The following is a 19,925-nucleotide window of genomic DNA, read 5'->3' as shown; positions in this document are numbered from 1 at the left end:
AACAGGGATTGCAGGCTGGAGCTCACTCTGGGAAGGCTGGCAAACACTGCAAAGTAAACTGGACGGCTTTATTGCCGCCAAAGAGATGATGGCTTCGGGGATCAAGATCTGATCAAGAGACAGGTTCAAGGCACATGGTTAAAGGGGGGAGATCGCCATCATAGATTGTCGTCAGTCTGGTCCTATGAACAGTGCGCATTGAAAACGATTTCAATGCGCACTGTATTTTCAGTTATTTTCATGGATTTTCAGTACTTGGCAATGATTGAAAACCTATTCACGGGTTTATATTTTCATTTATTTATTAAGTTACTGATTTTAAATGAAATGAGTGGCCGTAGTTAATCAGTTTCAGGAAAGGGGTTTCAAGCTTGAACTGTCATTTTTATGCGTTAAAGTGTGACTTGCGTTAACTTTTCAACCATCAGCTTTAGCTAGTATGCCCACGCCGGAACATATTCTGAGAGAACAACAGCACCGGTCCCTAATGGGATAACAATTTTATTATTCTGTAACGAAGGAAATGGTTTATGGCTACCAAGAAGAAGACAGACCAGGATCTCCAACTGGATAAAGATCAGCTCAAGGCGAGTATCGTGCGTCACCTGCGTTCTACCTTGGGTACAAGCGAACAGAAAGCCTCGCCAGAAGCGTGGTGGAAAGCGACCGCAGCCGCCGTCAACGAACAGGTGTACGAGCGCCTGACCCGCACTCAGCAGACTCACTTCAAGAAAGATACTCGTGCCATTCACTATCTCTCTGCTGAATTCCTGATGGGGCGTTTGACCTCCAACAACCTGCACAACCTCTCCCTGTACAAAGTGTGTGAAGAGGCGTTGGGTGAACTCGGTCTGGAACTGACCGACCTGTGTGAACAAGAGCCGGACATGGCGCTCGGCAACGGTGGCCTTGGCCGCCTGGCCGCCTGCTTCATCGATTCGCTGGCGACCCTGAATTACCCGGCTGTCGGTTACGGCATCCATTATGAGCACGGCCTGTTCCGTCAGGAGATCCAGGATGGTCGTCAGATAGAGCGTCCGGACTCCTGGCGTGAATATGGCAACCCCTGGGAGATCTGCCGTCCCGAGTCCGTGCAAGACGTGCCACTCTACGGTTATGTCGAGACCGTGTTTGGTGACAACGGTGGTCTGAAGAAGGTGTGGCACGCTGGTCGCAAGATCAAAGGGGTGCCTTGGGATATCCCTGTGGTGGGCTTTGGTGGACATACCGTCAACATACTGCGTTTGTGGGAATCCCGCGCCTCCGAGTTTTTTGACTGGGACGTGTTCAACGCCGGTGGTTACATCGACTCCCAGGCCGAGAAAGCCCAGGCTGAAACCATCTCCAAGGTACTCTATCCGAACGATGAGACAGACGCGGGTAAGGAGCTGCGCCTGATCCAGCAGTATTTCTTCTGTGCCTGTTCCATCAAGGACATCATGCGCCGCTACAAGCGGGTGCATGGCTCGGATTTCAGCAACTTTGCCGCTCAGATCGCCATTCAGCTCAACGATACCCACCCGACCGTGGCCATCCCCGAGCTGATGCGGATGCTGGTGGATGAGGAAGATCTGAACTGGGATGCTGCCTGGGCCATCTGCTATCAGGTCTTCTCCTACACTAACCACACCTTGCTGCCGGAAGCGCTGGAGAAGTGGTCGGTCAGTCTGTTCGAGAAAGTACTGCCTCGCCATCTGGAAGTGATTTACGAGATCAATGCCCGCTTCCTGAGCGAGCTGGTCGAGCCCAAGTGGCCGGGCAACGATGCCATCAAGGCCAAGCTCTCCATCATCGAAGAGGGAGATGTGCGCAAGGTGCGCATGGGCAACCTGGGGGTGATCGGCTCCTCCAAGGTGAACGGCGTGGCCGAGATCCACTCCAAGCTGGTGAAAGAGGATCTCTTCCCTGAGTATGCCGAGCTGTGGCCAGAGAAGCTGTGCAACGTTACCAATGGTGTGACCCCGCGTCGTTGGCTGCTGGCGTGCAACCCGGAACTGGCTGGCCTCTACAACGAAGTGGTGGGCAAGGAGTGGCCGCTGCAACTGGACAAACTGCGTGGCGTAGTGAAATTTGCCGACGACAAGGCGTTCCAGCAGCAATTCATGACCATCAAGCGTCATAACAAGGAGAAGCTGGTCAAGGTCATCAAGGACGAAACCGGCATTGATGTGAGCGCCGAGGCGATCTTTGACATCCAGATCAAGCGTCTGCACGAGTACAAGCGCCAACAGCTTAACCTTATCCACATCATGGCACTCTACCGTCGCCTGTTGGCCAACCCGGACTATGACATGCACCCGCGTGTGTTCATCTTCGGCTCCAAGGCGGCGCCCGGTTACAAGCTGGCCAAAGACATCATCTATGTCATCAACAAGCTGGCTGAGCGGGTCAATAACGATGCTCGCATTCAGGGCAAGCTGAAGGTGGTGTTCATGCCGAATTACCGCGTCAGCCTGGCCGAGAAGCTGATCCCGGCTGCCGATGTCTCCGAGCAGATCTCCACCGCCGGTTACGAGGCCTCCGGTACCGGCAACATGAAGATGGCATTGAACGGCGCCATCACCATAGGGACGCTGGATGGGGCCAACATCGAGATCGCGGAAGAGGCGGGTGCCGAAAACTGCGCCATCTTCGGTCTGAATGTGGACGAGGTGAAGGCATTGAAGGGACGCGGTTACAACCCGTATGACTTCTACTATGCCAACTCCGAGCTCAAGGCTGTGCTGGACTGGTTCGATACCGACTACTTCACGCCGGGTCGTCCGGGTGAACTCTCCTCCATCAAGCGCTCCTTGCTGGAAGGGGGCGATCCTTACCTGACCCTGGCCGATTTTGCCTCCTACTCCGAAGCTCACAAGCTGATCGATACCTGGTATCGGGATCCTGCACTGTGGGCGAAGAAGGCCATCATCAACTCAGCCACCATGGGCAAGTTCAACTCGGATCGTTCTATCCAGGACTACGTGGATCGGATCTGGAACCTCAAGCGCTGCAACATTACGGGTTGATCCCCGTCTTGATATGAAAAAGCCCTCGCATTGCGAGGGCTTTTTGCTGGGTGCGAGTCAGCGGATCAGAGAATGTCTCCGACAAAGTAGGCAAGCACTGCCAGCAGCACGGTGAACACGATATTCAGTGCCATCCCCGCCTTCATCATCTCTTTTTGGCGGATATGGCCGCTGGCGAAGACGATGGCATTGGGTGGGGTGGCCACCGGTAGCATGAAGGCGCAGGAGGCACCGATGGCGATCAGTACCGCCATGACGATGGGGGATACGCCCAGCGCCTCGGCCACCCCGGCAAACAGCGGGATCAGCAGGGCGGCGGTGGCGGTATTGGAGACCAGTTCGGTCAGAAACACCACGAAGGCCGCCAGCATCAGCAACACGATGAAGATGTTGGCATGGGAGAGCACGGCCGACAGGTGGCTGGCCAGGAAGGCACTGGTACCGGTGGCCTTGAGGATGGCGCTCAGGGTCAGGCCGCCGCCAAACAGCATCAGCACGCCCCAGTCGGTGTTCTGGTTGACGTCATCCCAGCTGGCGACGCGGCTAACGACGATGGCCACGATGGCGCCCATGGCGATCAGGGTATCGAGTTGAGGAACGCCGCCGAAAGCGTTGGAGATGGGCTGCGATCCAATCCAGAGCACCACTGTGGTCAGGAAGATGGCCAGCGTGACCTTGCGTTCACGAGTCCAGTTGATGGTGACATCCTGGATTTCAACCCTGTGGTTGAGTTGTGGACGGGTGACCAGATAGAGGAGGGCAATGCCGCAGGGCATCAGGATCAGCACAACAGGGATGCCGAATTTCATCCAGTCGGTGAAGCCAATCCCCATCTGGGCGGCGGCGATGGCGTTGGGCGGACTGCCGACCAGGGTGCCGATGCCACCAATGCTGGCGCTGTAGGCGATCCCCAGCAGCACGAACACGAAGGTGGCGCGATCTTGCTTGCTGTCGAGCCGTGCCAGCATGCCGATGGCCAGTGGCAGCATCATGGCGGTGGTGGCCGTGTTACTGATCCACATGGACATGGCGGCAGTGATGGTAAACAGCAGTATGACGCCCCAACCCAGATGGCCGTTGGCCAGGTGCATCACCTTGCCCGCCATCAGGGTGTCCAGCCCCTGTTTGGAGAGGGCGGCCGCAAGGGCGAACCCCCCGAAGAACAGGAACAGGATGGGGTTGGCAAAGTCGGTGAGGGACTTGCTCATGTCAAACACCCCGAGCACGGTCGCCAGCAGTGGCACCAGCAGGGCCGTGATGGTCACGTGCAGGGCTTCAGTCAGCCAGAGAATGGCGATGAAGACCAGAATACCCAGCCCCTTGTTGACCATGGGATCAAACGGTAGCCAGGCCAGCATGGCACAGAGCAGCAGCGCATCCAGGATGACAATCCCGGATTTGATGTCTAGCCAGCGAGATGGGGTAGCGGGGGGGACAGCAGATGTGTGCATAGCGTTCTCTCGGTTAATTTATGGTTGTTGTTGTGTTGCCGAGATTACATTTATCCCGCTGTGTGAAACAGGGGGAAGTCGTCAAATCATGCCGGGACTCACAGAGTCAAGGTGGGTGAAAACATTAATAAAACAAAAATTAAACATTTAATTTTCATTTGGCGGAAGGAATGAAGGAGGCGAGCCACTCCTTGAACAGGCTCTTGGGCAGGGAACCACTGCGCTGCGCCATTATCTTGCCCTGCTTGAATACTATCAGGGTGGGGATGCTGCGGATGGCGTAGCGGGCCGCGATGGCTTGCTGCTGCTCGGTATCGACCTTGGCAAAGCGAATGTTAGGTTCAAGTTCACTGGCAACTTGTTGAAAAATTGGTGAAAATTGTATGCATGGCCCGCACCAGCTGGCCCAGAAGTCGACCACGACCGGAAGGTCGGATTGGATCAGGGTATCGAACTGTTCCTCGCGGCTCATGACGGGAGTGATACCAAACAGCGGTGCCTTGCAACGGCCACATTTCGCGTTTGAATCCAGTTTTTCGTCAGGCAGGCGGTTCTTGGTGAAGCAATGACTACAATAGGTAGTGATAAATGACATAATTGATTCCTGTATGCGTAAGCCCTGCAACATCTTTCTTGCACTGACAGGGCCGAGTAACGGTAACATAGCAGTCAGTTATCTTTCACTGCCAGTGATCCGGTTTCGGCATTCTGTCGGCGGATACACGGCCATGACATGAGAATCTAGACGGGATGAATAATGTGACACGGGTCAATCGTGTTGTCCTGAGCCTGATCATCGTAGCGCTGCTGGCATTCTCCGGTTATTGCTGGCAACTGCTCAGTCAGCAGCAGAAAGCCTCCGAACTCAGCGTGGCAGCGGAGTTGATCCTCAACCGGGTCAACACGGATACCGTTTATCTGCTGGGACGAGAGAAGGCCAATGATGGCAATGTGCAGCAGCGTCTCAACCAGCTGTCGAGCAATCTCGACAACTTCGTGCGCGAGGTGCGTAATGACCCCGACGCTGCTGATAATCCTCACTCCCAATCCCTGCTGCACGACATCGACAGCTACCTGCTGGATCTGGCCAAACTCTACTCCATGGAGATGGCCATCGAGTACATAGAGCAGCCGTTTCAAAAACAGCTCAACGCCTTGCTGGCGACCCTGCCAGCAGATGCTCCTTTGGCCATAGATCTGACCGAGCTGGCACAACTCAGTCGCTACCTCAAGCGCAGCTGGGACAAGGGCGAGCAGGAGCAGCTGGAAAAGCTGCAACAACGGCTCAAGACGGCCTATCCTTCCCTTCCCGAGGTGGCAGGTCTTGCCCAGTTGAGCGAAGACGTCAGCCACCAGGTGGTGGACTACCACGTGCTGCGCAACCAGGTTATCGACATGCATGAGCTTGATGGGTTGTCGGTCTGGAAGCAGAGCAAGATGGATCAGGCCTCCTCCCTCAAGAGCCGTTTCTATCTGATCGTGCTGGGGGGGGCCATGCTCTGTTTCGCGCTGGTGGCAGTCACCCTGTGGCGTCGCAACCAGAAGCTGAGCGACCTGTCGCGTCAGACCGGCTTGCTGGCCCAGGCAAAAAGCGATTTTCTGGCCAACATGAGCCACGAGATCCGCACCCCCATGAACGCCATCATAGGCTTCAGTTCGCTGGCGCTGCAGACCGAGCTGGATCAGCAGCAGCGGGATTACCTCAGCAAGATCAAGTCTTCGTCAGATACCTTGCTGTTGCTTATCAATGACATTCTGGATCTGACCAAGGTCGAGTCCGGCAAGCTGACTCTGGAAGAGATCGACTTTGATCTCAGCGAGCAGATAGATTCGCTCGCCGGCATGTTTGCCGATCTGGCCGAGCGCAAGCAGATCGAGGTCATCATCAACAAGTCACAGGCCGTGCCCGATTTCCTGCGCGGCGATCCGCTGCGACTTGGTCAGGTGCTGGTCAATCTGGTCAACAATGCCATCAAGTTTACCGAGCGGGGCGAGGTGGAAGTGGCCATCATCCTGGTCAACCAGCATCCCATGCGGGTGCGTTTTAGCGTGCGGGATACCGGGATCGGCATCGCCGAGGAGAAGCAGGCCCAGCTGTTCCAGCCTTTCACCCAGCTGGAGGCGGGGAACACCCGCAAATATGGGGGATCCGGCCTTGGTCTGAACATCTCCCAGCGACTGGTCGAGCTGATGGGGGGGCGGATCACAGTACAGAGCAAGCCGGGCACAGGCTCTGTGTTCCAGTTCGAGATCCCCATGACCAAGGCCGTCTATGGGGTGTCTGGTCGTCGGGTCTTCTTCGAGCATCAACCGCTCATTCTGGTGATGGATGACAATGAACTGGTGCTGGATCTTGCCAAGGACATTCTCGGTCGTGCCGGTGTCCGGGTGGAGGCGGTCAACAGCCTCTCCCGGGCTCGTCAAGTGCTGCGCGAGGAGGGCCAGAACATACGGCTGGCCATCCTGGACTGGCGTATGGGGCAGGAGGATGGCCTGGATCTGGCCCTCGAGATGTACCAGCACAGCCAGTGGAGGCGCTTGCCCATCCTGATGACCAGCGCCTGGGCCAAAGAGGGACTGCATGGGCGTATGGAGAGCATGGGGCTGACCCACTTCCTGTCCAAACCCATGACAGAGAATGCCCTGCTGGCCAAGGTGGATGAGCTGCTCAATGGCAGCTCCCACGATCAGCAGATCCGCCAGGCCGAAGCCCAGGGCGATCAGCAACACTTCCGTGAGCTGCTGCAAGGCGTCAGGGTCTTGCTGGCGGAGGACAACAGGGTCAATCAGCAGCTCATCATCGAATACCTGCGCCGGGTGGATGCCGTGGTGACAGTGGTCAGCAACGGCCGTGAGGCGGTCGAGCGGGTCTCCGAGCAGCTATTTGACGTGATCCTGATGGACTTGCAGATGCCAGTGCTCGATGGCCTAGATGCGACCCGCCAGATCCGCAAGATGGTGGACAAGCACGATGTCCCCATCATAGCGCTCACCGCCAGCGCCATGCCCGGTGATCGGGAGCGTTGTCTCGGTGTCGGCATGAACGGCTATGTCACCAAACCGGTCAGCAAGCTGGATCTCTACAACAACCTGCTGCAGTGGGTGAAGAGTGCCAGCGGCGAATGCCGGGTCCCGCTGGAGGTGAAGCCGCCGGATCTGATGGGGGTGCTGGATCTGGAGGATGCCCTCAAACGGCTGGAGCAGGATCAGGAGGCACTGCAAATCCTGTTCAAGCTGTTCATGTCCGAGCACAAGGATGATCTGTGGGAGATCCGTTCCGCCCTGCGCCGTCAGCAGCCAGATATCGCCTGCCGGTTACTGCATACCCTGAAGGGGGTGTCGGCCAATATTTCGGCCTCCCGCTTGCAGATCATGGCGGGTGAGCTGGAGTGGCGCCTGCGTCAGCAGGAGGAGCTGACCGAGCCGGATCTGGAGCAATTGCAGCGTGTATTCAGCTTGACCCGGGATGAGGTGTCTCACTTCTTGCTGACCGGTGAGCAGCAGGAAACGCCATACAGTCCCTTTGAACAGCGAGATGATCGCTTATCGTAACGGGATAAATAGCAATTATTCTCAAGCCAGCCACTTCAGGCTATCATGGCCCTCTCGTATCGCCCCCTTCTGGGGGCGATTGCATTGCGTGTTCCCGTGACGGGCGGCAGCCTCTGGCTGATCGCGACAAAGGATATCTACGTGAGCGTATTCTCAAGGCTGGGCTGGTTCTTCAAGGAGCAGTGGCGGCGTTATCTGGTCGCCATTTCCTTGTTGATGATGGTGGCCGTGTTGACCGTGATCCCCCCGAGGGTGGTGGGCTGGGTAGTGGATGGCATCGCCAAGGGCTCTCTCGACAACGATACCCTGATACGCTACCTGGCGGGGCTGTTTGTACTGGGTCTGCTCATCTATCTGCTGCGCTACGTATGGCGGGTCATGTTGTTTGGCGCCTCTTACCGGCTGGCCTATGTGCTGCGCAACCGCCTGTTCAGCCACTTCACCCGTATGAGCCCCGATTTTTACCAGCGTCACCGCACCGGCGATCTGATGGCTCACGCCACCAACGATATCCAGGCGGTGGAGATGACGGCCGGGGAAGGGGTGTTGACCCTGGTGGATTCCATCATAGTCGGGGCGCTGGTGCTCTCCATCATGTGCAGCCAGTACTCCTGGCAGTTGACGCTGCTCTCCCTGCTGCCCCTGCCCGTGATGGCGTTTTTCATGAACCGCTTTGGCACCCAGATCTACAAGGAGTTCAAGGCGGCGCAGGGGGCCTTCTCCCGCCTCAACAATAAGACCCAAGAGGCGCTCTCCGGCGTGCGTGTACTCAAGTCCTATGCGGTTGAATCTCTGGAGGACAAGGGTTTTGCCGAGCTGACCCGGCAAGCGGGGGCGTGCAATATGGCGGTGGCCCGCATCGATGCCAAGTTCGACCCCGTCATCTATCTCTGTATCGGTTGCTCCTATTTTCTCGCCGTTGCCGGTGGCAGCGTGCTGGTGGTGCGTGACGAGCTGACCCTAGGGGAGCTCACCAGTTTCACCATGTATCTGGGTCAGCTCATCTGGCCCATGTTTGCCATCGCCTGGTTGTTCAACATCATAGAGCGGGGCAGTGCTGCCTACTCCCGCATCGAGAGCCTGCTGGCCGAGCGCAGCGATATTGAAGAGCCTGCCCAGCCGGCCACGTTTACCTCTGCTTTTCCGCTCAAGGCCAAGGGGGTGAGCTACCAGCTGGAGCAGCGCACCTTGCTGCAGGATATCGATTTCACCCTGCACCGTGGCGGCATGCTGGGGGTGGTTGGTCGCACGGGGGCGGGCAAGAGCGCCTTGCTTAAGTTGCTGATGCGCCTTGCCAACCCCACTGCCGGCGAGCTCACCATGGGCGCCGTGCCCATCGCGCAGCTGGCCCTTGGCGAGCTGCGTGACCAGTTTGCCTATGTGCCGCAGGAGCCGTTTTTGTTCTCCACCACCATAGCCGCCAACATCGCCCTTGGCAGGCCCGATGCCAGCGCTGAGGAGATAGAGCGGGTGGCGCGCATCGCCTGCGTGCACGATGACATCCGCCGCTTCCCCAGGGGCTATGAGACCGACGTGGGAGAGAAGGGGGTGACCCTCTCCGGCGGCCAGAAGCAGCGGCTCGCCATTGCCCGCGCCCTGCTGCTGGAGGGGCCGATCCTGGTGCTGGACGATGCCCTGTCGGCGGTCGATGCCCATACCGAGCTGCAGATCTTGCAAGCGCTCAAGGCTCACAGACGCACCTTGATCCTGGTCAGTCACCGTATGACGGCGGTGGAGCAGGCTGACGAGATCCTGGTGCTGGAGCAGGGGCGCGTCAGCGAGCGGGGCCGTCACGGCGTCCTGATGGCTCACAACGGCTGGTACGCAGACATGGTTCGCTATCAGCGGCTGGAACAAGACGTGGAGGAGAGCCTGTGAACCTGACCATGAAACGGCGGCTGGTGGTCTTGCTGAACCCGTTATTTACGTCTGGGACAAGATGTGGGGGGCGCCTGTGAATCCAACGATTAAACGCCTGCTGGCTTACTGTGCCCGTTATCCCCGCTGGCTGATTCAGGCAGGGATCTGCCTGCTGCTGGCCACCGGTGCCGAAGTGGCGGGCCCCCTGCTCATCAAGCTCTTCATCGATGACTACCTGGCGCCGCGTCAGCTGGTGTGGCCCGCCATTGCCGCCATTGCGGCCGGGTATCTCGGCCTGCAGGTGCTCTCGGCGGCGGGTTTCTACCTGCAATCCCTGCGCTTTAACCGCATCGCCCAGGCAGTGGTGCAAACCTTGCGCGAGCAGGTATTTGCCACTGCTATACGCTTGCCGGCCCGCTACTTTGACAAACATCGCTCGGGCTCGCTGATTTCCCGCATCACCAACGACACGGAGGCGATCATGAACCTCTATGTGCAGGTGATTGGCCTGCTGGTGCAAAAGGTGGTGCTGCTGTGCGGCATCCTCATCTCCATGGCCCTGCTGGATATGCGGCTGATGCTGGTGTGCGCCTTCCTGTTACCGGCAGTGGCCGCTGTGATGTGGCTCTACCAGAAACTGAGTGTGCCCGTGGTGCGAACGACCCGTAGCTTGCTGTCCGAGATCAACAGTCGCCTCAACGAGTCGCTGCAGGGGATGCCGGTTATCCAGGCAATGGTGCAGGAGCGCCACTTCGCCAACGCCTTTGCCGAGGTGAACCAGCAGCACTGGTCGGCGCGGCTCAAGGGCCTCAAGATCAACGGTATTTTGCTGCGCCCCCTCATCGACTTGTTCTACATGATGGTGCTGATAGGCTTGCTCGCCTTGTTTGCTCACGAAGGATTGAACGCGGGCGGCGCTATCCAGGTGGGGGTGCTCTACGCCTTCATCAGCTATTTGGGTCGCATGATTGAGCCGCTGATCGAGATGACCAACCAGCTCAACCAGTTGCAGCAGGCCATGGTGGCCGGGGAGCGGGTATTTGCCCTGCTTGACGAGCCCCGTGAGAGCACTGAGGGCGAGACCCAGTCCCTGCAGGGGCGGGTCAGCTTTGACAAGGTGAGCTTCTCCTACGATGGTCAGCAACAGGTGCTGCGCGAGGTCAGCTTTGCCGTGCACCCCGGGCAGATGCTGGCGCTGGTGGGCCACACCGGCAGTGGCAAGTCCACCATCATCAGCCTGCTGATGGGTTTCTACCCGCTGGATCAGGGCACCATTCGTTTCGATGATCGCCCCATGGACACCTTGTCGCTGGCGGCGGTGCGGCGCAGCATAGGTCTGGTGCAGCAGGATCCCTTTATCTTCGTTGGGACTTTGGCGGAAAACCTGCGCTTGGGCCGTGACGGCCTCGATGAGGCGCGGCTCTGGCAGGCGCTGACCGAGGTACAGCTGGCCGATTTCGTGCTGAGTCTGCCAGATGGGCTGGACACCCTGATGGAGGAGGGGGGGAAGAACCTCTCCGCCGGTCAGCGCCAACTGCTCTCGTTTGCGCGTGCTCTGGTCGGCGATCCGCGCGTCCTCATTCTGGATGAAGCCACTGCCAGCGTGGACTCCCAGACCGAGCTGGCGCTCTCCCTGGCGCTCTCGGCGGCCCGCCGTGGCCGCACCACCATTGCCATCGCCCACCGGCTCTCGACCATAGTCGATGCCGACGAGATCCTGCTGCTCTCCCGTGGCCAGGTAAACGAGCGGGGCACTCATGGTGAGCTGATGGCGCAGGGAGGGCACTACGCCCAGCTGTTCGAGATGCAGAGCCAGGGGGCCTGGCTGGAAGAGAAGCGGGCCTGATGGCGAGGCCAGTCGTATAAAAGAGAGGTTGCCCCAGGGTCACCTCTCTTTTTTGTGTTCGCCGACAAGCAGCAGAAGCGTGCTCGGCAACCTTGTAGAGCAGGGGGTTGCATGGCAACATGCTGTTTACATTAACTCATCGGATCAGTTCGCATATGGACTTGCAACGTTTCAAAGCCAATATGGCGCTACGGCTGTTTGCCTGGCGTTATATTCCCGTCATCGGCTTTTGTGCCCCCGTTATCGAACGGATGGACGCCAAGGCGCTGTGCATTCGCATTCCCCTTGGCTGGCGTACCCGCAATCACCTGGGCAGCATGTATTTTGGTGCCCTGGCGACCGGCGCCGATCTGGTGGGCGGCCTGCTGGTGATGGAGAAGGGACGGTCGAGGGGCAAGAAGGTGCACTTCGCCTTCAAGGATGTGCAGGGGGAGTTTCTGAAGCGGCCCGAAGGGGACGTGCAGTTTGACTGCGCGGCGGGGGAGGAGATTGACGCCATGATCGACGAGTCGCTGGCGAGCGGTCAGCGCATCAATCGCCCCATCCAGGTGGTGGCCACCTGTCCGTCATTGAACGGAGATGAGGCGATGGCGCGCTTCGTGCTGACCCTGTCGATCAAGGCCAGCTGAATGCTAAAGGGCGCGTCGGCGCCCTTATTCAAGCCAGTATCAGAGGATCTCCGGGCTCACACCCGCTTTCACCACGACTTTCATGCCATTGAAGTTGACCACTTGCTCGGCCACTATCTTGCAGCGCTTGCGGGTTTCAATCTGGCCGTCCACTTCCACCAGACCATCGGCGACAAGGGCCTTGGCCGCGCCGCCACAATCGGCCCAGCCCTGATGCTTGATAAGGTCACACAAGGCAACGAAGGGGTGGCCTTCGAGCAGAAACGTCTCCATGGGAAATCCTCTAGATGGATGAATGGCTGAAACAGCAGGGCGGTTATTCTAGGCAGTTCGGGCCGTCAATGAAAGGGCTAGGGCGTCTATCTTCAGGCAATGCCGGCGGCCAATGAGAGGGGGGCCGCGTCAGGGCGAGCAGGCGAGGAAAGAATGGGTGAGGAGATCCGCCGTCATCAGGGCGGGATCTATAAAATTCAGCCCGGCGGGGCCGGGCTGAAGGAGGGGGCTGTGATCAGCACTTAGCCAAACTTCACCACCGCCTCGCCAGTCACGGCGAGGGCCCCGGCCGCCGTCACGATGCGGGTGGCCAGGGTGATGATGGGCTTGTCGGCCCGCAGAGCGATGATCTCCACCTCGGCCGTCACCTCATCCCCCACAAACACCGGTTGCTTGAAGGAGAGGCTCTGCCCCAGGTAGACGGTGCCCTTGCCCGGCAACTGCTGGCCCAGCAGCCCCGAGAAGAGGCTGGCCAGCAGCATGCCGTGCACAATGGGTCGCTCGAACGGCGTGGTGGCGGCAAAGGCCGAGTCCAGATGCAGGGGATTGAAATCCTCCGACAAGCCGGCGAAGGCCCCGACTTCAGCCGCGCCGAAGCGCTTGGTCAGGCTGGCTTTTTGCCCAATTTCAAAGGGGAGTGGGCTCATGCCAGCTCCGCCTCTGGACGCTTGGCAAAAACGGGGTTGAGCCGCACCTTGACGTAGCCGCCGGGTGCCGCTTCCAGTCCCTCGCTCGGGATGCGGGCGGGCACAGGCGTGGCCTCCTCCTCTCGCGCCTGGATGAAGGCGGCCATCTGTGGCCACCAGGAGCCGCTCTGATGGGTGGCCTGCTCGAGCCAGGCGGCGGGTGTGTCACTGCTCGCATCGCTGTGCCAGAAACCGTACTTGTTGGCCGCTGGCGGGTTGATGATGCCGGCGATGTGACCCGATTCGGCCAGGATGAAGCGCTGCTCGCCGCCAAACAGCTTCATGCCCTGCCAAGTGCCCTGCCAGGGGGCAATGTGATCGTCCATGGCCGAGACCAGCAGTACAGGGCTCTTCACCTTGGCGAGATCGATGCGGGTGTGGCGGATCTTGAGCTCCCCCTTCACCAGCTGATTTTCCAGATAGAGACGGCGTAGCAGGCTGCTGTGGGTCTTGCCCGCCACGTTGGTGCTGTCGCTGTTCCAGTGCAGCAGATCGAATGCCACCGGGCTTTGCCCCTTGAGGTAGCTGTCGATGTAGTAATTCCAGTAGAGGCTGTTCTCTCGCAGCAGGCTGAAGGAGACCGCCAGCTGGCGTCCATCCATGATGCCCTTGGCCTCATTTTGGGCCTCCAGTGCCGCTATGATGGGCTCGTGGATGAAGATGCCGATCTCCCCCGGCTGGGAGAAATCAAGCAGGGTGGTGAACAGGGTGGCAGAGCGTACCCGCTGCTTTTGGCGCCGCGCCGCCAGCCAGCCCATGGCGAGCGACAGGGCCGTGCCGCCGATGCAGTAACCGATACCGTGCACCTCGCGCTCGCCGGTGGCTGCTTCCACGCCGTCCAGGGCGGCGATCACCCCATCGACCACGTAGTCGTCGAGATCGATATTGGCCTGATCTGTTCCCGGGTTGCGCCAGGAGATCATGAATACCGTCTGGCCCTGGGCGACCAGCCAGGCGACCAGAGAGTTCTGGGGGCGCATGTCCATGATGTAGTACTTGTTGATGAAGGGCGGCACGATCAGCACCGGCGTCCTGGCCACCGTCTCTGTGGTTGGGCTGTACTGGATAAGCTCGTAGAGTTCGGTGCGCTGCACCACCCGGCCCGGCGTCAACGCCAGATCCCGCCCCAGTTCGAAGGCGGACTCGTCGGTGAGGCGGATGTTGAGCTGATCGGCGCTGCGCTCCAGATCTTCGGTCAGCAGGGCCAGTCCGCGCACCAGATTCTGGCCGTTGGATGCCAGAGTGAGTCTGATCAGCTCGGGGTTGGTGGCCAGAAAATTGCTGGGTGCCATGGCATTGAGGTATTGGCGGGTAAAAAATCGCAGCCGTTCCCGGGTCTTCTGGGGCAACCCTTCCAGCGCATCTATCGACGCCAGCAGGTGCCTGGCAGTCAGCAGATAGGATTGCTTGAGGTAGTCATAAAGGGGCTGATCACGCCAGGCGTCGTCCTTGAAGCGGCGATCGCTGCGCTCCGGCGTGATCACCGGCTCGTTCTCCTGGCCTGCACTTTTCAGCAGGGTGTGCAACATCAGCTTGAGCTGATCCTGCCACCAGTTCATCTGGGCGTTGATCAGTTGCCAGGGTTGCTGGCTGCCCTGCTCCAGTACCTGGCCGAGATCGTCCAGATTGGTCTGCAATAGGGCCTGCGCGGTACGCTCTGTCTGTGCCTTGGCCATGTCCAGCAGCTTGTCGTTATAGTGGGCCAGGGCCTCGAACAGCGGGCCGTAAGATGATTGGCTCATGTTCTCTCCTTCACCCACGCCCGTGGCAGGGCGAGCCTGTCGTGTCGGGTCATGGGGAGATGTGGCTGCCCGCACCGGGCAGCCGGGGGATATCAGGCCTTGCCCGTGCTCTTTTTGATGCCGTCGGCCGCCAGGGTATCCAGCTCTTCCTTGAACTGCAGACCCAGCGTATTGAGCTTCTGGATGTCATCCAGCATCTGGCGGGAGAGCTGGCTGGCGGTTTCCAGCTGCACTGTGCCGAGAGCCGCCAGGCTTTGGGCATCCTGCACCTTGCCAGCGGCTTGCAATTGGCTCAATCCCAGTTCGGCATAGGCATTGGCGGAGGCCAGCTGCAGCCGGGTCAGCTGTTCGATGTTGCTGGCCAGCAGCTGGTTATAACGGGTGAGGGGGGCAGCAAAGTCTTGCATCTGCTCGGTAAAGGTCTTGATTACGTCCATATTCATCGCGTGTCTCCGTGGTTGACAGAAGGGTATGGCAACAGGCCGACAGGCCCATTCTTCGGTTACATCCGTTCGACTACATCCTTAAGTCGTTACGTGTCGTTTGCTCTGTTCAAACGTACGTTTCGGTATTGTGTTACCAAATGAGGCTTGGTGTAAATAATATAAATGTTAATTTTTGCTTAAAACTTGACTCTGGTTTGTCCAGTTTATGCGAATGAATTCAGACGGGGAGTGACGCAGCAGCGCTGGCCTGGCCTCGTTCCCGCACGCGAGTGCTGATAGGCTGGCCTCTCTCTGATTGTGAAGGAAAGCCCCGATGAAACCTGCCTATTTGCTGCTTGCCTGCGGCTCCCTTGCCCTGGGTGGTGTTGCCCATGCCAGCACACCCATCCAGGTCTCGCTGCCCGGTGTCAATCTGCCCGCCTCCCATCAGGTCGAAGGTGTCAGGGCCTCCTTTCTCTATGGCCGCACTGGTCAGGTGAAGGGGATAGACCTGCCCATCTTGGCCCTCTCCGACGTGGATCAGTTCAGCGGCCTGCAGCTTGGCGTTTTCCTCGGTGCCGGACGGGTGCGCCACCAGTTCAATGGGGTGGCCATCAACGCCGTCAACTGGCACGAGGGACAGGACAGGGGGATCAACTTTGGCTTCGTCAACCTGACCAACAATGTACAGGGCCTGAACTGGGGCGCCGTCAACATCGCCAAGGGCAATGCCCTGGCCAACGTGGGCTTCGTCAACTATGCCGAGCGCACCACCTTCCAGCTGGGGTTCATCAACGCCACCAAGCATCTGGACGGGTTGCAGATAGGCCTGGCCAACTACGCCGAGAACGGCATTTTCCCGATACTGCCGCTGATCAATTTCAAGAAATCCTTCTAAGGCGTGCGCCTGGCCTTGCTTTAAGGGACGCAGCCATTACCCTGTGCTTCATTGATAGTGCGCAGAGGTGACACGGGCATGACAATGGAACACATGGACGCCATCGGTATCGGCTGGGATGTGAGAGGCTGGCAGGGCAATGCCCAGGCGGTGGCTGTGGTGGGCTGGCAGGCGCGCGAGCAACGCCTGCACTGGTTTGGGGTGTCGCCCCTGTTCCGGCTTAGCTCGCGGGTGGCGCCGGATCTGGATGCCTTGCTGCGCCCGGCGCTGCAAGATGAGATGAACCTGATGCAGGTGTTAGCTTGCCCGCAGCTGGCGTTGGGGATCGATGCGCCGCTTGCGTTTCCACGCGCTCTGGGCGATCTGCTGGCAGGGAGGGCGACCGAGTGCGCCGTGCCGCAGCGGGAGATAGACAACCCTTATGCCTATCGCGACTGTGAGCGCTGGTTGCACCAGCAATATGGCAAGAAGCCCCTTTCTGCCACCTTCGACCGGCTTGGCAACAACGCCACCCTGGCGCTCGCCATACTGCCCAGGCTGGCGGACTTGCAACTGGTTCCCAGGCAGCAACCAGAGGCCGATCGCGCCGTGCTGGAGGTCTATCCCGCTCTGGCCAAAGTGGGTGGCAAGGCGTCTGCGGTCAGGGCCGAGCTGCAACCCCATCTGCCTGCAGAGTTGGTGACGGGTACGGATCGCTACGATGCTGCGATCTGCGCCCTGATGGCGCTGCAATATGCCGCCAAGGGGAGTGTGTCTCTGTTGCCGACCCTGATACAGCCCCCCGCTGACATGGCACTGGATGAAGGCTGGGTTTATCACTTCGCGCGCCCTTGAGCAGAAGGTGGGCCTGATGGTGACAGCGGATTTTTCCCTCTTCTCACTCTGCGCCCGCCACGCCTGGCTGGCAGGTGCTGATATCAGCTGATTACCCACCGGGATCTTATTCTCTTCCCCGTCAGCACTGGCCACGTGCTGCGCTGCTTTATTACGCTCATATGCCATCAAACAAGATGGCTGAAACCACCTCACAAAGCATAAACCGTGACCCCTTATCCGATTCACATCTGGCAAGGCAGAAAGCCGCGGCGACTGTGGCTGGAGAGGCTGGTTGGGCAAATGGACCTTCCGTGGGCAGTTTTTAAGGCCAAATACGGCTTTGTGCTGCACAAAAGTGGAAGTTCAATATCTTCATCCGATATATTGCGCCTTTCCCCTGACTCTTCTCTGCGGTGATGTCGATGAAACGCATTCTCTCAATCCAGTCCCACGTGGTGTTTGGCTGTGCCGGTAACAGCGCCGCCGTGTTTCCCATGCGCCGTCTCGGCATGGAGGTGTGGCCCGTCAACACGGTGCAGTTTTCCAACCACACCCAATACGCGGCAGGGTGGCAGGGAATGGCGATGCCTGCCGGTCACATCAGTGCCCTGTGCAAGGGGCTGGGGGATATCGAGGTGCTGGGCCAGTGCGACGCCGTGCTGAGCGGCTATCTGGGCTCTGCCGAGCAGGGGGACGAGATCCTGACTGTGGTGGCTGCGGTCAAGGCCGCCAATCCTGATGCCATCTATTTCTGCGATCCCGTCATGGGACACCCGGAGAAAGGGTGCATAGTCGCCCCCGGCGTCACCCGTTTTCTCACCGAGCAGGTGCTGCCGGTGGCCGACATCATGGCCCCCAACTTGCTGGAGCTGGAGACACTGTGTGACACGCACCTGGCGGATCTGGTCCAGACACGGGCTGCGGCGCATCAGCTGCTGGCCCGGGGGGTGAAGATGGTGCTGGTCAAGCATCTGGGTCGCGCCGCTCGCGAGCCGGGTCGCTTCGAGATGCTCTTGGCTACCCCGGATGGGGATTATCTGATCGCCCGTCCGCTCTATGAATTTGCCCGTCAGCCGGTGGGGGTGGGGGATCTCATCAGTGCCCTGATGCTGGCCAATCTGCAGGCGGGCTTTGATGCCGTGACGTCGTTTGAACGCACCAATGCGGCTGTGGATACTGTGCTGCTGCACACCTGGCAGGCACAGGCTTATGAGTTGCAGCTGATCACGGCGCAGGCGGCATTTGCCGAGCCCGTGATCACGGCACGGGCCGAGCGGCTGGCCTGATACGGGTTCCCTGTACGAACCCGGTGGCGTGATCATCCGGATAGTCCAGCTGGTGATTCCGCATGGGTTAGATGGCTATGTCAGTGCCAGGCCCAGCGGGGGAGGGATGCGTGACCAGCGGGCCCTGACTGTTTGCTATGAGCTCCCGGTGCTCTGGCCTGGTCCGGTCCCCTGGCTCTGTGCCACCGCCTGATAGTGCTCCACCGTGGGGAAGGGCATCCCAGCAGGTCTGGACGCAATAGACAAGGCCAGCCACACGGCTGGCCTTGTCGTTGTTGATCCGGTGGCGTTTTATCTTTGATCAATGGTGGGGGTAGCGTGCCCGATAGCGCTCTGCCATGGCGTTGGCCGCGATCATGGCGCCGTAGACATCCTGCCCGTTCACGGCCATGGGCATGTTGCCCATGGTGTCGAGGGGATCGCAGGCAAGCGCTGCCACCTTGCGCCACTCGCTCTCGACAAAGCGGGTCAGCCCCATCTCCTGCAGTGTCATGGGCAGACCGGCGACATGGATGATGCGCATCACCTCGTCGAGTTCGGCCTGGGGGGCGCGCTCCAGCACCAGCTGGGTCAGCAGACCGAAGACCACCTTCTCTCCGTGCTGGGCACGGTGCAGCTCGGGCACCACCGACATGCCGTTGTTGACCGCATGGGCCGCCGCCAGACCACCGGCTTCGGCGCCGACCCCGCTCAGGTAGATGGTGGCCTCGATGATCTGCTCCAGCGCCGGTGTGGTGGCTTGATGGCGCACCGCGTCCATCGCCATCTCGATATTCTCCCCCAGCAGTTCATAGCAGAGCCGGGCCAGGCCAAGCCCGGTACGGGAGGGGCGCTTGCCCACCAGGTTGATACCATCGGCCCGATAACAGGCGCGGGCTTCGAAATAGGTGGCCAGCGCATCCCCCACGCCGGCTGCGAAGAAGCGGACAGGGGCCGCCGCTATGATGGCGGTGTCGGCGATCACCACGTCCGGGTTCTGGGGCAGAAACAGATAGCGCTCGAACTCGCCCGCCTGATTGTAAATGACCGCTAGCGCGGTACAGGGGGCATCGGTGGAGGCGATGGTGGGGAACAGCACCACGGGGCGGCGCAGATAAAAGGCGACGGCCTTGGCCACGTCCAGGGTCTTGCCGCCGCCGATCCCGACGATCACGTTAGCGCCCTGCTGCTCGGCGAGATCGCAGAGGCGGCGGATTTCGATGTCGGTACATTCGTAGTTGAACTTCTCGACCGCACCCGTCAAGCCTGCTTGCAGCAGGCCGGCCAGCGCCTCTTCACGCACCCGTTCCAGGATGAACTCGTCGCTGACGAGCAGGGCGTTGTCGCCAAAATCTTTCACATGATCATGGAGTTGGGGCAGAAGGTCATGGCCGATGATGAATTTTTTTGGGGAGGTGACGGTACGAGGCAGAATAGGCATGCAGGATTCCTCAAGGCTGTGAGTGGTACCCGA

At 59.5% G+C, this 19,925-nt stretch carries 15 protein-coding genes; 8 read left to right on the top strand and 7 right to left on the bottom strand.

The window, feature by feature from the left end; all coding sequences use genetic code 11:
* The first annotated feature begins 530 nt into the window (after positions 1 to 530).
* Positions 531 to 3,008 (top strand): glycogen/starch/alpha-glucan phosphorylase, encoded by a 2,478-nt coding sequence (locus GWQ22_RS15300; protein ID WP_275930839.1) that lies wholly within the window; start codon positions 531 to 533, stop codon positions 3,006 to 3,008.
* Between the two features lie 65 nt (positions 3,009 to 3,073).
* Here GWQ22_RS15300 and GWQ22_RS15295 read toward each other — a convergent pair whose 3' ends face one another.
* Both GWQ22_RS15295 and trxC read right to left on the bottom strand, forming a co-directional pair.
* The gene (locus GWQ22_RS15295; protein ID WP_275930838.1) at positions 3,074 to 4,459 is read right to left on the bottom strand and encodes a DASS family sodium-coupled anion symporter; all 1,386 of its coding nucleotides are present in this window, start codon (positions 4,457 to 4,459) and stop codon (positions 3,074 to 3,076) included.
* A 154-nt stretch (positions 4,460 to 4,613) separates the two neighbouring features.
* Positions 4,614 to 5,054 carry a thioredoxin TrxC gene (trxC, locus tag GWQ22_RS15290; protein ID WP_042034866.1) on the bottom strand — a complete coding sequence of 147 codons (441 nt, stop codon included), beginning with the start codon at positions 5,052 to 5,054 and terminating at the stop codon, positions 4,614 to 4,616.
* 155 nt (positions 5,055 to 5,209) lie between these two features.
* Between trxC and GWQ22_RS15285 the strand changes: the two genes are divergently transcribed.
* The 4 genes from GWQ22_RS15285 (at position 5,210) to GWQ22_RS15270 (ending at position 12,346) form a co-directional block, all read left to right on the top strand.
* Positions 5,210 to 8,011: a response regulator gene (locus GWQ22_RS15285; protein ID WP_275930837.1), complete on the top strand. Its 2,802-nt coding sequence runs from the start codon at positions 5,210 to 5,212 to the stop codon at positions 8,009 to 8,011.
* 141 nt (positions 8,012 to 8,152) lie between these two features.
* On the top strand, positions 8,153 to 9,889 hold the full coding sequence (locus GWQ22_RS15280) for an ABC transporter transmembrane domain-containing protein (RefSeq protein WP_275930836.1): 1,737 nt from the start codon (positions 8,153 to 8,155) through the stop codon (positions 9,887 to 9,889).
* A gap of 76 nt (positions 9,890 to 9,965) precedes the next feature.
* Entirely contained in the window at positions 9,966 to 11,717 is a 1,752-nt protein-coding gene (locus GWQ22_RS15275) for an ABC transporter transmembrane domain-containing protein (RefSeq protein WP_042034863.1), read from the top strand.
* Positions 11,718 to 11,872: 155 nt separating this feature from the next.
* Positions 11,873 to 12,346, top strand: coding sequence for a DUF4442 domain-containing protein (locus tag GWQ22_RS15270; protein WP_042034862.1), 474 nt, complete (start codon positions 11,873 to 11,875; stop codon positions 12,344 to 12,346).
* Positions 12,347 to 12,385: 39 nt separating this feature from the next.
* On the opposite strand, the gene ybcJ is transcribed toward GWQ22_RS15270, so the two are convergent.
* The 4 genes from ybcJ to GWQ22_RS15250 all read right to left on the bottom strand — a co-directional run bounded on the left by ybcJ (position 12,386) and on the right by GWQ22_RS15250 (position 15,490).
* On the bottom strand, positions 12,386 to 12,619 hold the full coding sequence (ybcJ, locus tag GWQ22_RS15265; RefSeq protein ID WP_042034860.1) for a ribosome-associated protein YbcJ: 234 nt from the start codon (positions 12,617 to 12,619) through the stop codon (positions 12,386 to 12,388).
* A 242-nt stretch (positions 12,620 to 12,861) separates the two neighbouring features.
* Entirely contained in the window at positions 12,862 to 13,266 is a 405-nt protein-coding gene (locus tag GWQ22_RS15260; protein WP_275930835.1) for a MaoC family dehydratase, read from the bottom strand.
* Entirely contained in the window at positions 13,263 to 15,047 is a 1,785-nt protein-coding gene (locus tag GWQ22_RS15255) for a class I poly(R)-hydroxyalkanoic acid synthase (protein WP_275930834.1), read from the bottom strand. Before GWQ22_RS15255 ends, GWQ22_RS15260 begins: the two co-directional genes overlap by 4 nt.
* A gap of 92 nt (positions 15,048 to 15,139) precedes the next feature.
* On the bottom strand, positions 15,140 to 15,490 hold the full coding sequence (locus tag GWQ22_RS15250; RefSeq protein ID WP_042034856.1) for a phasin family protein: 351 nt from the start codon (positions 15,488 to 15,490) through the stop codon (positions 15,140 to 15,142).
* Positions 15,491 to 15,806: 316 nt separating this feature from the next.
* Here GWQ22_RS15250 and GWQ22_RS15245 point away from each other — a divergent pair, with 316 nt between their 5' ends.
* From GWQ22_RS15245 to pdxY, 3 genes are all read left to right on the top strand, one after another.
* On the top strand, positions 15,807 to 16,370 hold the full coding sequence (locus GWQ22_RS15245) for a phaC PHA synthase (RefSeq protein WP_108536740.1): 564 nt from the start codon (positions 15,807 to 15,809) through the stop codon (positions 16,368 to 16,370).
* 78 nt (positions 16,371 to 16,448) lie between these two features.
* A complete protein-coding gene (locus GWQ22_RS15240) occupies positions 16,449 to 17,204 on the top strand; it encodes a DUF429 domain-containing protein (protein WP_212514904.1) in 756 nt (251 codons plus the stop codon).
* 404 nt (positions 17,205 to 17,608) lie between these two features.
* Complete coding sequence (gene pdxY, locus GWQ22_RS15235; protein ID WP_275930833.1) at positions 17,609 to 18,472, top strand: pyridoxal kinase PdxY; 864 nt, start codon at positions 17,609 to 17,611, stop codon at positions 18,470 to 18,472.
* 301 nt (positions 18,473 to 18,773) lie between these two features.
* On the opposite strand, the gene GWQ22_RS15230 is transcribed toward pdxY, so the two are convergent.
* Positions 18,774 to 19,892, bottom strand: coding sequence for a glycerol dehydrogenase (locus GWQ22_RS15230; RefSeq protein ID WP_275930832.1), 1,119 nt, complete (start codon positions 19,890 to 19,892; stop codon positions 18,774 to 18,776).
* Positions 19,893 to 19,925: the final 33 nt, after the last annotated feature.

Origin of the sequence: Aeromonas sp. 1HA1 (genome assembly GCF_029237385.1) — a bacterium.
In the GTDB taxonomy this organism is placed as follows: Bacteria; Pseudomonadota; Gammaproteobacteria; order Enterobacterales; family Aeromonadaceae; genus Aeromonas; species Aeromonas popoffii.
The sequence above is the reverse complement of the archived record's forward strand: the minus strand, read 5'-3'. Positions and strand labels throughout refer to the sequence as shown.